The organism is Psychromonas marina, from assembly GCF_030161115.1.
Taxonomy (GTDB): domain Bacteria; phylum Pseudomonadota; class Gammaproteobacteria; order Enterobacterales; family Psychromonadaceae; genus Psychromonas; species Psychromonas marina.
Genome location: NZ_BSPQ01000001.1, coordinates 483,571 through 497,317 on the forward strand (window position 1 = coordinate 483,571; position 13,747 = coordinate 497,317).

The 13,747-nt window shown below is 40.9% G+C and carries 10 protein-coding genes; 2 read left to right on the plus strand and 8 right to left on the minus strand.

Annotation, left to right across the window (positions count from 1 at the left end):
• Positions 1–22: 22 nt before the first annotated feature.
• The gene (frsA, locus tag QQK09_RS02350) at positions 23–1,288 is read right to left on the minus strand and encodes an esterase FrsA (protein WP_284202503.1); all 1,266 of its coding nucleotides are present in this window, start codon (positions 1,286–1,288) and stop codon (positions 23–25) included.
• A gap of 31 nt (positions 1,289–1,319) precedes the next feature.
• Here frsA and QQK09_RS02355 point away from each other — a divergent pair, with 31 nt between their 5' ends.
• On the plus strand, positions 1,320–2,513 hold the full coding sequence (locus tag QQK09_RS02355; RefSeq protein ID WP_284202504.1) for an NnrS family protein: 1,194 nt from the start codon (positions 1,320–1,322) through the stop codon (positions 2,511–2,513).
• 32 nt (positions 2,514–2,545) lie between these two features.
• On the opposite strand, the gene QQK09_RS02360 is transcribed toward QQK09_RS02355, so the two are convergent.
• The gene (locus QQK09_RS02360) at positions 2,546–4,498 is read right to left on the minus strand and encodes a cation:proton antiporter (RefSeq protein WP_284202505.1); all 1,953 of its coding nucleotides are present in this window, start codon (positions 4,496–4,498) and stop codon (positions 2,546–2,548) included.
• Between the two features lie 233 nt (positions 4,499–4,731).
• Between QQK09_RS02360 and QQK09_RS02365 the strand changes: the two genes are divergently transcribed.
• The gene (locus QQK09_RS02365; RefSeq protein WP_284202506.1) at positions 4,732–5,646 is read left to right on the plus strand and encodes a GGDEF domain-containing protein; all 915 of its coding nucleotides are present in this window, start codon (positions 4,732–4,734) and stop codon (positions 5,644–5,646) included.
• Here the strand turns inward: QQK09_RS02365 and tilS are convergent.
• The 6 genes from tilS to fabZ all read right to left on the minus strand — a co-directional run bounded on the left by tilS (position 5,617) and on the right by fabZ (position 13,747).
• Entirely contained in the window at positions 5,617–6,918 is a 1,302-nt protein-coding gene (gene tilS, locus QQK09_RS02370; protein WP_284202508.1) for a tRNA lysidine(34) synthetase TilS, read from the minus strand. The genes QQK09_RS02365 and tilS overlap by 30 nt on opposite strands.
• A gap of 85 nt (positions 6,919–7,003) precedes the next feature.
• Positions 7,004–10,516 carry a DNA polymerase III subunit alpha gene (gene dnaE, locus QQK09_RS02375; protein WP_284202509.1) on the minus strand — a complete coding sequence of 1,171 codons (3,513 nt, stop codon included), beginning with the start codon at positions 10,514–10,516 and terminating at the stop codon, positions 7,004–7,006.
• Between the two features lie 127 nt (positions 10,517–10,643).
• Positions 10,644–11,270: a ribonuclease HII gene (gene rnhB, locus QQK09_RS02380; RefSeq protein ID WP_284202510.1), complete on the minus strand. Its 627-nt coding sequence runs from the start codon at positions 11,268–11,270 to the stop codon at positions 10,644–10,646.
• Positions 11,263–12,411 carry a lipid-A-disaccharide synthase gene (lpxB, locus tag QQK09_RS02385; protein WP_284202511.1) on the minus strand — a complete coding sequence of 383 codons (1,149 nt, stop codon included), beginning with the start codon at positions 12,409–12,411 and terminating at the stop codon, positions 11,263–11,265. Before lpxB ends, rnhB begins: the two co-directional genes overlap by 8 nt.
• Positions 12,412–12,494: 83 nt before the next feature.
• Positions 12,495–13,295: an acyl-ACP--UDP-N-acetylglucosamine O-acyltransferase gene (gene lpxA / locus QQK09_RS02390; protein WP_284202512.1), complete on the minus strand. Its 801-nt coding sequence runs from the start codon at positions 13,293–13,295 to the stop codon at positions 12,495–12,497.
• Positions 13,295–13,747, minus strand: a complete 453-nt coding sequence (gene fabZ, locus QQK09_RS02395; protein ID WP_284202513.1) for a 3-hydroxyacyl-ACP dehydratase FabZ — start codon at positions 13,745–13,747, stop codon at positions 13,295–13,297. Before fabZ ends, lpxA begins: the two co-directional genes overlap by 1 nt.

The window sequence follows — 13,747 nt, forward strand, 5'->3', positions numbered from 1 at the left end:
AAAATATAATCTAATCTACCACTCACTCCGCCAGATGTCTTGTTAACCATTGTGCAGAATAACTTAAAGAGTTTAAGTATGATTCAAAAATGGGAGCTTTATCAATAATACGCGCCTCTCCTTCACGACTGGCACGCGCAATTAGCTTAAGATCCAACTCATTACACATCACATCACTTTTATGACCGATACTCAACAACGGTGTTTCTATCTTTCTGCGATGCAAAAGCCCTTGCTTTACCAGTGAAAATGGAACGCAATATTGGAATAAGTTAGTAGCATCAGAATAATTGACTTGCATACGTGATGCAATGCAATCTAATAACACTGGTGGTAATTGTTTAAAGTTGTCTAATTTTTCGAAGATACTGCCCACCGCAGCACCAACAGCCACTACAGATTTTACCGTTGAAGGCTCTAAGAAAGCTAAACGTGTAGCAATATTTCCGCCAAAACGCATCCCCATTAATGCGATACGATCATGGTCTACCCAAGGTACCTCTTTCAAGTAATGGATAATAGCTTGATGTAAATTAGAAGAATCTTGCTCTAGTCTAATCGCCGATGAGTGCCCAATACCAGGTAGGTCAACCGTTAACATTGCAATACCCGCAGGTGCTAACTGCTTTTCAAACAGCGGTAATAATTCACACTGTAACGTATCGATACCACCACTAACAATGACCACTGGGTGGATGTCATCCGTATGAGGAAGGTGGAGATAACAGTTGATCAGTTTGCCTTTAAAGGGAACTTTGATCTCTTTTAGCACTATATTTGAATCATACTTGCATGATTCTCTGTAGCTATTAAATGCTAATACCTGAGCTTGAATGCTTAATTCATCGCCCTTAAGATGTGGGTAGCTGGCAATACTATATAGCTGTGATGCATTGTAATAAGCATCTTTCGCTAAGGTAGTTAACCCTTGCTGCGCATATTCGTTTCCCTTTTTCTGATAACTCATGGCCGTTTGCGTCCACTCATAACTCCAGTTGCCTGAGCGAAACCCGATAACACTGTCTAGAATGTCTTCATGGCTGCGCTTATTTTTAGAGGCACTAATACGCGCGAGCACTGCATAGCAATCGATCATATCAACACCTTGCCATGCCCAGAGCATAAACTTCAGTAGGCGGTACCAACCATCTTGGGATTCACCGTCCATAATAACATCATTCAGTTTATGGTTTTTTTTGCTATTCGAATTAGGGATAATCGTGGAAGTCTCTTGCTCTTTCACGTTTAATTTTTGCGCAAATAATTTTTCGGATAAGTTTTCAGACATAAGATTCATCACACTTTAAATAGGAACACAGATGATACAGATTACCGATAATGCACAAGAACAGCAATTACTGCCGTTATTTCGTTTAGGGTTTCGACCATTTTTTTTAGCCGGTGCCCTACTTGCTGTTATTAGCATGGTGCTATGGGGGATGTTATTGTCAGGAAAAATAGCTCTACCTTCACAATTACCGATGACGCAATGGCATGCCCATGAGATGTTATTTGGCTTTGCAGGGGCGATTATCTTAGGATTTTTATTAACTGCAGTACAGAACTGGACCGGCTACCCGGGTTTAAAAGGTAAAAAATTAGCATTACTGTTTTCGCTGTGGTTAGTGGCTCGCTTTGCACTGTTTTTATTACCACCCGACCTATTCTGGCTAACCATGGTTTTAGAGTTAAGTTGGATGCCACTCGCTGCATTAGTATTAGCGCAAGCCGTTTTACACGCCAAACAGTGGCGCAATCTGTTTTTTGTACCACTGCTTTTAGTGATGACAGCCCTCAATGCGATATCTTTAATTGGCTTTAAAAACTATGACTACATCATGTCGCAACACGCGATCTGGAGCATGCTATTTTTAGTATTCTTTATTATTGCCGTAATGGGTGGTCGTGTTATTCCATTTTTCACATCAAAAGGGACTGGCACAGAAAAAGTACAACCTATTCAATTTTTAGAATATTTAGCGCTAGTACCATTATTATTACTCGCTATTTTTACTTGGTTCCCAAGTTTAAACGTCATCTCAGGTGTCTTAGCATTACTAGCAGGCATCGCTAATTTGATACGCGTCATCCGCTGGAAACCTGTGCTAACACTACCAGTGCCACTGTTATGGTCACTACATTTAAGTTACATGCTACTTTCTACTGGATTACTGTTTTATGCTTTAGCACTATTTGTACCTAGCTTTAATGCAACTACCATGATCCACTTAACTGCAATTGGTGGTTTTGGTGGCATCATCTTAGCGATGATAAGTCGTGTCTCTTTAGGCCATACCGGACGTCCTTTAGTGCCTTCTAAATGGATGAATCTTGCTTTTATAGCGACGGCTCTTTCAGGCTTAATACGTATTATCTTTCCATTTTTAATGCCAGAGTTAATTTTGATGGCTTATTGGATAAGCATTCTTTTTTGGTGTTGTGCATTTGGTCTGTTTATTCTGTTTTATGCAAAAATGTTACTTTCAGCACGCTTAGATAAACGCCCAGGTTAGCTTGTAGCGGCAAAAGCTAGCGTCACATTACACTAGCTTTTGCCTTGCAATATAGATTCAGCTTTTAACAGGTCGTATTTATCCCCTTGCAATAGCACCACATCTCCAGCATGGAAGCTGGTTTTATCGGTAATAGAGATCTCTTCTCCCCCTTTACGGTGTAACGATTTAATCGTGACACCGTTTAAATGAAACGTTAAAACAGCGCTATCAATAAAACCGGAAGAACTAGATAAAATAACCGCATGCAATTTTTCAACCGTCCAAGCATTTTTAGTTGATTGACTCGATTCATGACCATAATAAAAACCATGCAGATGTTGGTATTTGGTTTTACGTTCACAATCTAAACGCTTTAATATTTTCCTACGTGGAACACCTGAGAGATAAAGTACATGAGCGACTAGCATTAAACTGCCCTCTAATACTTCTGGAATCACCTCAGTTGCCCCCGCTTCGTGTAACTCATCAATGCCTTTATCATTTTTTGTCCGCACTAACACTTTCACATCTGCATTAAGTTCTCGGATTTGAGTCAGCAGAGCTAATGAACGCTGTAAATCATTAAAGGTAATTATGAGTAGTTTTGCTTTTTCAATACCTGCAACGAGCAATATTTCACGCCGACTAGCATCACCAAACTCAATCTTCTCGCCCCCTTCCCTTGCCTCTTTGACACGCATAGGGTCTCTATCTAACGCGATAAATGGCAGTGATTCGGTACGTAAAAAGCGTGAAACAATCTGCCCTACACGACCATAACCACAGATAATGATATGGTCTGAAAATTGACCGGGTAAAGGTTTTTGAAGACGAAAAACTTTTTCATAATGGTGTAATGCTTCACGGGTGATTGTTTGACTGTACTTCACTAGTAATGGCGTAAGGGACATGCTAATTACCCCGGTTGCAATTAACAGTGATGATAACTCCTCATCTAATAATTGATACTTACTCGCGAGTGCCACTAAAATAAACCCAAACTCGCCCATTTGAGCGAGTGCGATACCTACCCCTAGTGATGTCGTTAATTTCTCTTTCATCAGCAACGCAGCTAAGGTAATAGTAATCAGTTTAGCGAGCATCATGCCAACCACCATCAACAACAATAGCGCTAAGTTATCGCGTAGAATATCAAAACTCAGCAAGGTACCAATGGAGATAAAAAATATCGCCATCAGAATATCCTTAAAAGGACGAATATCGGCAGAGAGTTGATGGCGATAGTGACTTTCAGCAAGCATCATGCCGGCAAGAAAAGCCCCTAGTGCCATCGATAAACCGAGGAATTGCGTAAACCAAGCGGCAAAAAGAGTGACAAAGAGATTGGATAATATAAACACTTCATCGAAACGTATGCGCCCCATCTCATCAAAGAAACGCGGTAATATCCAGCGACCAATTGCCAGTAATACAGCAACGGCAAGTGCACCTTTTACAAAGGCCATACTAAGAAGGGGTACTAACCCACTGTCCATGTTTGGCATCGCAATGATGGGGATAATAATTAAAAAAGGCACAACCGCTAGATCTTGAAAGAGTAAAATAGCAATTGCTAGCTTGCCCGTTTGGGAGTGAAGTTGCTGCTGATCAGAGAGTACTTTTACAATAATCGCCGTTGATGACATCGTCAGAATACCGGCAACGGTAAAAGATTGCTGCCAACTCATTACAAAAAATTGACAGATAAAATAAAACATAATGAAGGAGACGATCACCTGCAATGCGCCTAAACCAAAAACTGAACGGCGCATTGCGATCAATTTAGTGAGTGAAAACTCAAGCCCTAACGAGAACATTAAAAAGACAATACCAAATTCTGCAATCAGTTCCAGTTCATGGTAGGAGTTTAATATATTGAGCAGCGACGGACCGAGCACAAACCCAGTAAATAGATACGCCACAATATTTGATAGACGGATGCGCCTAAAAAAAATAACACTAATAATGGCAAATAAAAGTAATAATAAAAGATCAGTTAACACCTTTGTATAACCTCCCTAACCCTATTTATCTCCGCTCTAAATGTGAATAATAGGTTCGATAACCAGCCCAATAACTTAAAAAATGGTTGATTAAACTTATGCTAAGCATAGTAAAGACAAAGGAAAATATCGTCATTTATAAATCAATGCTGTTTGTATGTTGGCACGAAAAGTGCATTTATCTAATGAATATTTTCTATTGATGATCATCGTAAAAAGAAAAGGGAACCATTATGAAAGCAAAAAAAGATGCAACATTAGCTACCTATCCTATTAATAATAAGGTGGTTACTTTTGCTTCAAATGGTTTAACGTTAAGCAGTGATACACGCGCGACATGTTTAGCACTGCTGCAGGAGAACTTGGATCTTAAGCAGCTATTAACAAATTTTGCCTCTATAGTGGCAAGAATTATCCGCCCTTTTAATATACGCTTTCAATCTGCACATGGGTTATTTAGCTTAAATAATCAAGAAAAGTACCTTTGCAGTAATACCTATAATTTACCACTGTCATCAACATCACCTCGTATTGGCTCTATCACTTACCAAAGTAATAAACCATTAATGATGAGTGAAGGGCAGTTATTCGTTGAGTTACACGAACTACTGGTTCCCTGTTTACGCCACGCACTAAAATTTGCTGAATTAAATGCATTAGTATTTAAAGATCATCTGACTAATGTGGGTAACCGTGCTTATTATGATGAAAGCTTACAGCGTGCTATTGAGCAAAGTTGCCGCAGCCAGCAATCTCTCTCCTTAATGCTGTTTGATATCGATGACTTTAAACCTATTAATGATAATTGGGGACATCTTAAGGGAGATCAAGTATTGCAACATTTTGCCGCTATTCTCACTAAGATCATCCGTGTTTCAGATATGGTGTTTCGTTTAGGTGGCGATGAATTTGTATTGATTTTACAGCCAGGCGATCAACATTCAGTTGATAAAGTAACAGAACGATTATTATTAGAAGTGGGTAAAACCCCTTTTTTAACAGAACTAGGCTTTTCTACTAGTATCGGGTTTGCACATTGGGTGCTTGGTCAAGATGCAAATCAGCTGTTTGCAACAGCAGATAAAAAACTATATACACAAAAAGCACACAATATGGTCTTAAAGAAGCGTAATCCGCAGCCCAGCTGAAGCCGTATTGGCACAGCTAAAAAGAGCAACAGCTTCCACTAACTCACCATCAATAAAAATAAGTGGCACGCTATTGCGCAACCACGGGGCGACATGAAACTCATGTAGGAGCTTTTTCAGGCTACGACCTTTATTTCTGCCGATTGGTTTACAGCTAAAATCACTTGCAAGATGCTCTCTAAAGCAGATCTCTACTAAGTGTTGTTGCTTTAAAAAATCATCGCTAGCATCAAATTTCAACATCATTTTTCCATTGCCTAAACTGACCTGCTGCTCCCCTTGCCACACTATTCGCGGTGCTTGATTGAGTAGTTTACTTTCATCAACCAAATAGATCGCCTGACGATAACGACAAACGGCAATTCCCTGCAATCGAACTTTAGGCGTAGCATCACTTTGTGCTAATACCAAATCTTGCCAGATCGTCGCAAGTTGTTTTGTCGATGGATATTGATAACCAGCCAGCTTAAACCAGTCGCGTAATACATTATTTCTACGTGTTACTGAAAGTGCTGTTAATGGCTCAATATCTAAAGCAAGTGCTGTTGATTGGCATAAAATAAAATCAGACTCCGTTATTTCATCAATCAACAACTGCTGAGATTGGCAGTGCTTAGCGCTGCGTGAAACGGTTTTGGTGATGGCAGGCCAACGCTGTTTCAACAGAGGCGCAATACTATGACGGATAAAATTACGATCAAATTGCTGATCCGTATTACTTTCATCTTCAATCCAGTTTAGTTGAAACTGAGCAGCATAGTGCTCTAACTGTTCTCGCGAGAAGTTAAGCAAAGGACGAATTAGATGGCCTTCTGCTAACGCTTGCTGAGCTACGATTCCCTGTAAACCCGTTAACCCTGCACCACGTTTTAATGCCAATAACACCGTTTCTAGTTGATCATCTTGATGATGTCCAGTAACTAAGTAGCTATTATTATTAAAGCCTTTTTTTAGCACCTCATAACGTTTTTCACGCGCTAATGCTTCAAGACTGGTGCGACTTTTCTTATCGAGCGTCACGTGACTCACGGTAAGAGGAATGTTAATAGCCGTGCAGAATTGAGTACAAAACTGTACCCAATGATCAGCATTATCACTTAAGCCATGATGAACATGATGCGCTATCACCTCACAATTTTTTATACGCGAGAAAAGATGTAACAATACAACAGAATCAAGACCGCCACTCAATGCGACTTTAAAGGAAGCATTAAGTGACGCTAACTCAGAAAGTTCGCTTTGAAAAGTAGTAAATAGATCTTGATGTTTCATCTGCTGTAAATTGTTCCTAGGTGGAGTTGTGGTTAAGAATTTTCCTGAAAGCTGACAGCTAAAAACTGACAGCTAACAACTATTATTACCCGTTTACATGATCAAAATGCAGGCTAACATTCTCTTCACCCACTAGCTTGGACAATGCAAAGAGCAGATCATCGGTCGGCGTGACTGCCCACGATAGCCCTAACGTTAACTCAGCCTGTGCAGTGGCATTGGTATATTCAATAAAAACGGGACATACCCCACCCATCGCAGGCTCAAGTGCCGCTTGTAATTGTGTTTGAAAGTTAGGACCGACATTGTTAGCGTGTACTTTTAAACGTAATTTTGATGCAAAACGTTCGCGCGCTTGATCGATACTCATCACTTCACGGGCATTCATTTTTAAACCGCCATTGAAGAAATCTTCGCTTACTTGCCCCTGTAGAATAATGACATTATCGGCTACTAATAAGTTTTCATATTGATCTAATAGATCAGCAAAAACAGTGATCTCTAAGCGCGCACTTTTATCATCAAGGGTAATAATCCCCATACGCTTGCCTGCCTTGGTCACCATCACACGCATCGCTAAGATTAAGCCAGCAATACGGCTATTTTGGCCACGACGATTCGGCGTAAGATCACCAATTTTAGTACAGTGGAAAGCACGAATATGTGTTTCATACTGATCAATTGGGTGCCCAGTTAAATATAAACCAAGGGTCTCTTTCTCACCTGCTAGCCACTGTTTTTCTGGCCATTTCTCAACCGTAGAGAATATATTTTCAATCTCATCACTATCCGTTGTCAGTACGCCAAACAGATCCGTTTGACCAAACGACTCCGCTTTTTTATGCTGAATAGCCGCTTCTAACGCACTCGGTAGATTCGCCATTAACGCCGCACGGTGCGGCCCTAAATTATCTAATGCACCAGCAAGAATCAGTTTCTCTAAAATTCGTTTACCACAGCGTTTAAGGTCGATACGAGTACAAAAATCAAAGAGATCTTTAAATTTACCACCTTCAGCACGTGCTTCAATAATAGCGTCGACGGGCCCTTCACCAACCCCTTTAATTGCACCAATACCGTAAATAATGCGCTGATTTTTATCAACATTAAACTTAAATAGACCTTCGTTCACATCCGGTGGACAGAGGTTTAAGCCCATACGCTGACACTCTGCCACCAGGATAACTACTTTATCGGTATTATCCATATCCGCAGACATTACTGCGGCCATGAAATACGATGGATAAAAGGTTTTCATCCATAATGTTTGGTAAGAAACCAGTGCGTAAGCCGCTGAATGAGATTTATTAAAACCATAGCCCGCGAATTTTTCTACCAAATCGAAAATCTTAATCGCTAGCTCGCCATCGATGCCATTTGCAACCGCTCCTTCTTCAAAGGTCGCACGCTGTTTTTCCATCTCTTCTGGTTTCTTTTTACCCATTGCACGACGAAGCATATCGGCGCCACCAAGGGTATAACCAGAAAGTACCTGCGCAATCTGCATTACCTGTTCTTGGTATAAAATAATGCCATAGGTCGGTTCTAAGATACCTTTCAGTGATTCATGCTGCCATTTCTCATCCGGATAAGAAACTGCCTCACGTCCATGCTTACGCTCGATAAAGTTATCTACCATACCCGAACCTAACGGACCCGGTCTAAACAGTGCTACCAGTGCGATCATATCTTCAAAAGAATCTGGTTGAAGACGACGAATAAGATCCTTCATACCACGCGACTCTAACTGGAACACCGAGGTTGTTTCATAGCGCTTTAGTAACTCAAAACAAAGTGGCTCGGTCAGACTGATACGTTCGATATCGATCAGGTCTTTGCCATCTTCTTTGTTGTGCTCGTTGGCCATATCTATCGCCCATTGCACGATAGTCAGGGTACGTAATCCTAAGAAGTCGAATTTTACTAGACCCGCTGTTTCAACGTCATTTTTATCGTATTGTGTAACCGGGTTGTTACCCTCATCATCACAGTACAGTGGCGAAAAATCGGTAATCGTAGTGGGTGAGATAACAACACCACCCGCATGTTTACCTGCGTTACGAATCGTACCTTCAAGAGTACGACACATATCGATTAAATCGCGCACCTCTTCACTACCATCATAGCGCTCTTGTAAGCGAGGCTCTTCTTCAAACGCCTTGGTCAGGGTCATACCCGGTGTTGGCGGTATTAATTTAGAGATACCATCAACAAAACCATAAGGGTGCCCTAATACACGGCCAACATCACGTATTACCGCTTTTGCCGCCATCGTACCAAAGGTGATGATCTGTGATACCGCATCACGCCCGTAAAGCTCAGCAACGTGATCGATTACTTCATCACGTCTATCCATACAGAAATCGATATCGAAATCGGGCATCGAGACACGTTCAGGGTTTAAGAATCGCTCAAACAGTAACTCGAGTTCTAATGGATCAAGATCGGTGATCTTCAATGCATAGGCCACGAGTGAGCCGGCACCACTACCACGACCAGGCCCTACAGGTATTTTGTTATCTTTACTCCATTGGATAAATTCCATTACGATCAGGAAGTAACCTGGAAATCCCATGGTATTAATAACGTCTAGCTCTACCTGTAAACGCTCATCGTAAGGTTTGCGAATAGCTGCAAACTCAGGACTGTTTTTATCAAATAGAAATTCTAAGCGTGCCTCTAACCCTTCTCGTGATACATCACAAAAGAATTCATCAATGGATTTATCGCCCGTTGGAAAATCAGGTAGGAAGTATTCACCTAAACGTAGGGTGACATTACAGCGTTTAGCAATTTCAACACTGTTTTGTAGTGCTTCTGGAATGTCTGAAAATAGTTCACACATCTCCTCTTCACTACGTAGATATTGTTCAGGGCTGTATTCTTTAGGGCGACGATCATCACCGAGTGTATAACCTTGATTGATACAAACACGAATATCATGTGCATCAAACAGGTGTTCATCAACAAACACCACTTGGTTGGTCGCCACTACCGGTAATTTATGCTGCTCAGACCAATCAAGTGCAAGATGTAGATAAGTTTCTTCATCAACACGGTTAGTACGGATAAGCTCTAAGTAGTAACGATCTGGGAAATGGGTTTGGTAAAATTGCGTTATCTGCTCTGCAATATCAAAATGACCTTTCAGGAGCATCTTGCCAAGATCGCCCTCTTTAGCGCCCGATAGCAGTAATATCCCTTCGCTATGTTCGATTAACCAGTCTTGGTCGATAACAGCACGACCAGCGACATGACCGCGTAGGTAAGCCTTGGAGATAAGCTCAGTAACATTTTTATAACCGACGTTATCCATTGCGAGTGTCGTAATACGAAACTGCTCACCACCAAAAATTTCGCTTTGTACCCAAAGATCTGCACCGACTAATGGTTTTATACCCGCACCATGTGCTGCACCATAAAACTTCACCAAACCACAAAAATTAGTTTGATCGGTGATCGCTAACGCAGGCATATTCATGGCTGCTGTTTTCGCAATCAATGGTTTTACTTTAGTCAGTCCATCCACCATTGAAAAATCACTGTGGACACGCAGGTGGATAAATTTAGGATCGGACTTAACAGCTAACTCGGACATACAATTTCCATAGGATAAAATAAACATGCCATAAGGCTAAAAACAAAAAGATGCTAAAAGGCTTGAAGGCCATAAACAAAAATACACCAGAAAGCATCAAGCATTCCAGCCTTAAAACGTTCTAGCTTTATAAAAGGCCTAACACTTTTTTTACAGGTTTAAAGCTTTTACGATATTCATCAATCGCACCATGTTTTTCTAAGGCTTCAAAATGTGCTTTTGTTGGATAACCCTTATGTTTTGCAAACCCATATTCAGGATAACGTTTATCTAACGCTTCCATCTCGCGGTCACGGGTTACTTTAGCGATAATAGAAGCAGCACTGATTTCAGCAACACGTGCATCGCCTTTTACGATCGCTTCGCTCGGCATAGAAAGCGCAGGGCAACGATTACCATCAATAAACACAAACTCAGGCTGGATAGCTAAGCCTTGCACTGCGCGTTGCATAGCAAGCATCGTGGCATGCAGGATATTAATATCATCAATCTCAGTAGGTGAAGCACGCCCAACCGAGATACATAGTGCTTTCGCTTGAATCTCATCAAACATTAGCGCAAGTTTTTTCTCACTTAGCTTCTTAGAATCAGCAAGACCTGCAATCGGGTTGTTTTTATCTAAGATAACAGCGGCTGTCACGACATCACCCACTAAAGGACCACGACCGACTTCATCAACACCAGCAATCAGTTCTAGATCAGGGTAAATGACCTCTTCAAATTGCACGACCGCTTTACTCTTTTTTTCAACCATTGTTTTTCTCTATTAAGTTAACCACAGCAAGTGCCGCTTGTTTATCTGCATCGCATTTAATTAATTGGTGTAATTCAGTGAATATTTCGATCATCTGTTCACCACCACCAGCAATCAACCGTTCTAATTCAGCAACCATTTTTTCAACGGTACAGTCATATTGACTGAGCTCTTTCACAACCTCTCGGTCAGCGATAAGATTAGGCAGCGAAGTATATTTTACACTAGAAAGTGATTTCGCAATCATATAGGTTAATGTACTGACTTTATAAGCAACAACCATTGGCGCTTTAGCTAACATCGCCTCTAATGCTGCAGTACCAGAAGCTAATAAAACCAGATCCGCAGATTGTAATACATCGCTTGAGTGTCCATCAAACAGCGTGATAGGGAGATCTGGTGCTATCTCATTAACCTGTTCCATAAACTGTTGTTTACGGCGATCGTTAACCATTGGTACGATAAAGCGATACTCTGGATGCTTTTGATGGATAATTTTAGCCGTTTCTAAAAATAGTGGTCCTAACACACCAACTTCCGCTTTACGACTACCCGGTAATATCGCAAGTATTTTTTCATCCGTCTCTAATGACAAGCGATCACGCGCTTGATCTTTTTCACGAATGATTGGCAGTTGATCTGCTAATGTATGACCAACAAACTGACAAGGCACATTAAAACGATCGTAAAATGCTTTTTCAAAGGGTAGAAATGCTAAGACTAAGTTCGTCGCTTTGGCTATTTTATGAATACGCCATTGCTTCCATGCCCAAACTGAAGGACTCACATAATGGATCGTTTTAATACCCTGTGCCTTGAGTTTAAGTTCTACAGTTAGGTTAAAGTCAGGGGCATCAATACCGATAAAGATATCTGGAGGGTTGTTCAGAAAATGTTGCGTAATCGATTTTCGAATCGATAGAATGCTACGCAATTTTCCTAATACTTCAACAAAGCCCATTACCGATAGTGCTTCTAAAGGGTGTAAAGCAGTGCACCCCTGAGCGATCATTTTAGGCCCAGCGATTCCTTCAAATATCGCATCAGGATAATGTACCTTAAGTGCTTTTATTAACCCTTCACCTAAAATATCACCGGAAGCTTCACCAGCAATTAAACCGATACGTAATGGTTTAGTCATAATCATTCGCTCATAAAATATTCTGAAAAAAAAAGGCTCTGATGAGCCTTTAAAGGTGAATCACATTTTGTGTTATACACAAATTACCTAACGATACCGCGACTCTCTTCGTTTAAGAAGTCATGCAACACTTTAAGCTCAGGCGTTTCTTTAACTTTAGCGGCAATAATATTTTTTGCATCTTCTAAGCTATTACCATCACGGCATAATGCTTTATAAGCACGTTTGATTTCCATTATAGCAGCACTACTAAAGCCACGGCGTTTGAGGCCAACAGAGTTAATACCCTGTGCTTGTACGTAGTTACCCGATGCCATAAAGTAAGGTGGAATATCTTTGTTTACCGCAGAACAACCACCAATCATTGCATACTCGCCGACACGGGTAAATTGATGCAATGCAGATAAGCCGCCGATAATCACGTTATTAGCAAGCTTAGTATGACCCGCTAATGTCGCATTATTAGAAAGAATAATATTATCGCCAAGAATACAGTCATGCGCTACATGTACATAAGCCATTAATAGGTTGTTATTACCAATTTTTGTGGTGCCATTATCCTGCGCAGTACCACGATGAATCGTACAGCTTTCACGGAAAACGTTATTATCACCAATCTCTAAGAAGGTCTCTTCACCGTTATATTTTAGATCTTGGCAATCCTCTCCGACAGAAGCAAACTGAAAGACTTTATTACCTTTACCCATTTTTGTTGGGCCGTTCATTACTACGTGTGGCGCAATCCAACAATCTTCACCGATTTCAACACGCGCACCGATGATGGTATAAGGTCCGATTTCCACATTAGCACCAATGATTGCCGTTTCATGCACAATCGCTGTTGAGTGGACTTTTGCTGTTTCGTGAATATTGTTATTAGTCATTAGATCTCTCTTCTTGCACACATGATCATTGCTTGACAGGCAACTTCGCCGTCAACCTTAGCAGTACATTCAAATTTCCCCATACCACGACGCTCTTTTAAGTAAATAACTTCAAGTTCAAGTTTATCACCTGGCACCACTGGTTTACGAAAACGTACTTTATCAACCGACGCTAAAAAATATAGCTCGTTTTCAGCAGGCTTACCGTAGGTTGCAAAGGCTAAGACACCTGTTGCTTGTGCTAATGCTTCAATGATCATCACACCAGGGAATACCGGTGTACCCGGAAAGTGCCCTTGAAACTGAGGCTCGTTGAATGAGATATTTTTATAACCACTTAATGTTTTGCCCGGCACGTAATCGACAACGCGATCTATCAATAAAAACGGGTAGCGATGTGGAAGCAGATTCATGATCTCTTTAATATCTAAACTGTTTAATTCGTTGCTCAC

Coding starts and splice junctions, on each gene's coding strand:
- frsA (WP_284202503.1), bottom strand. CDS start 1,288: ATGTCTGAAAACTTATCCGAAAAATTATTTGCGCAAAAATTAAACGTG.
- QQK09_RS02355 (WP_284202504.1), top strand. CDS start 1,320: ATGATACAGATTACCGATAATGCACAAGAACAGCAATTACTGCCGTTA.
- QQK09_RS02365 (WP_284202506.1), top strand. CDS start 4,732: ATGAAAGCAAAAAAAGATGCAACATTAGCTACCTATCCTATTAATAAT.
- tilS (WP_284202508.1), bottom strand. CDS start 6,918: ATGAAACATCAAGATCTATTTACTACTTTTCAAAGCGAACTTTCTGAG.
- dnaE (WP_284202509.1), bottom strand. CDS start 10,516: ATGTCCGAGTTAGCTGTTAAGTCCGATCCTAAATTTATCCACCTGCGT.
- rnhB (WP_284202510.1), bottom strand. CDS start 11,270: ATGGTTGAAAAAAAGAGTAAAGCGGTCGTGCAATTTGAAGAGGTCATT.
- lpxB (WP_284202511.1), bottom strand. CDS start 12,411: ATGACTAAACCATTACGTATCGGTTTAATTGCTGGTGAAGCTTCCGGT.
- lpxA (WP_284202512.1), bottom strand. CDS start 13,295: ATGACTAATAACAATATTCACGAAACAGCAAAAGTCCACTCAACAGCG.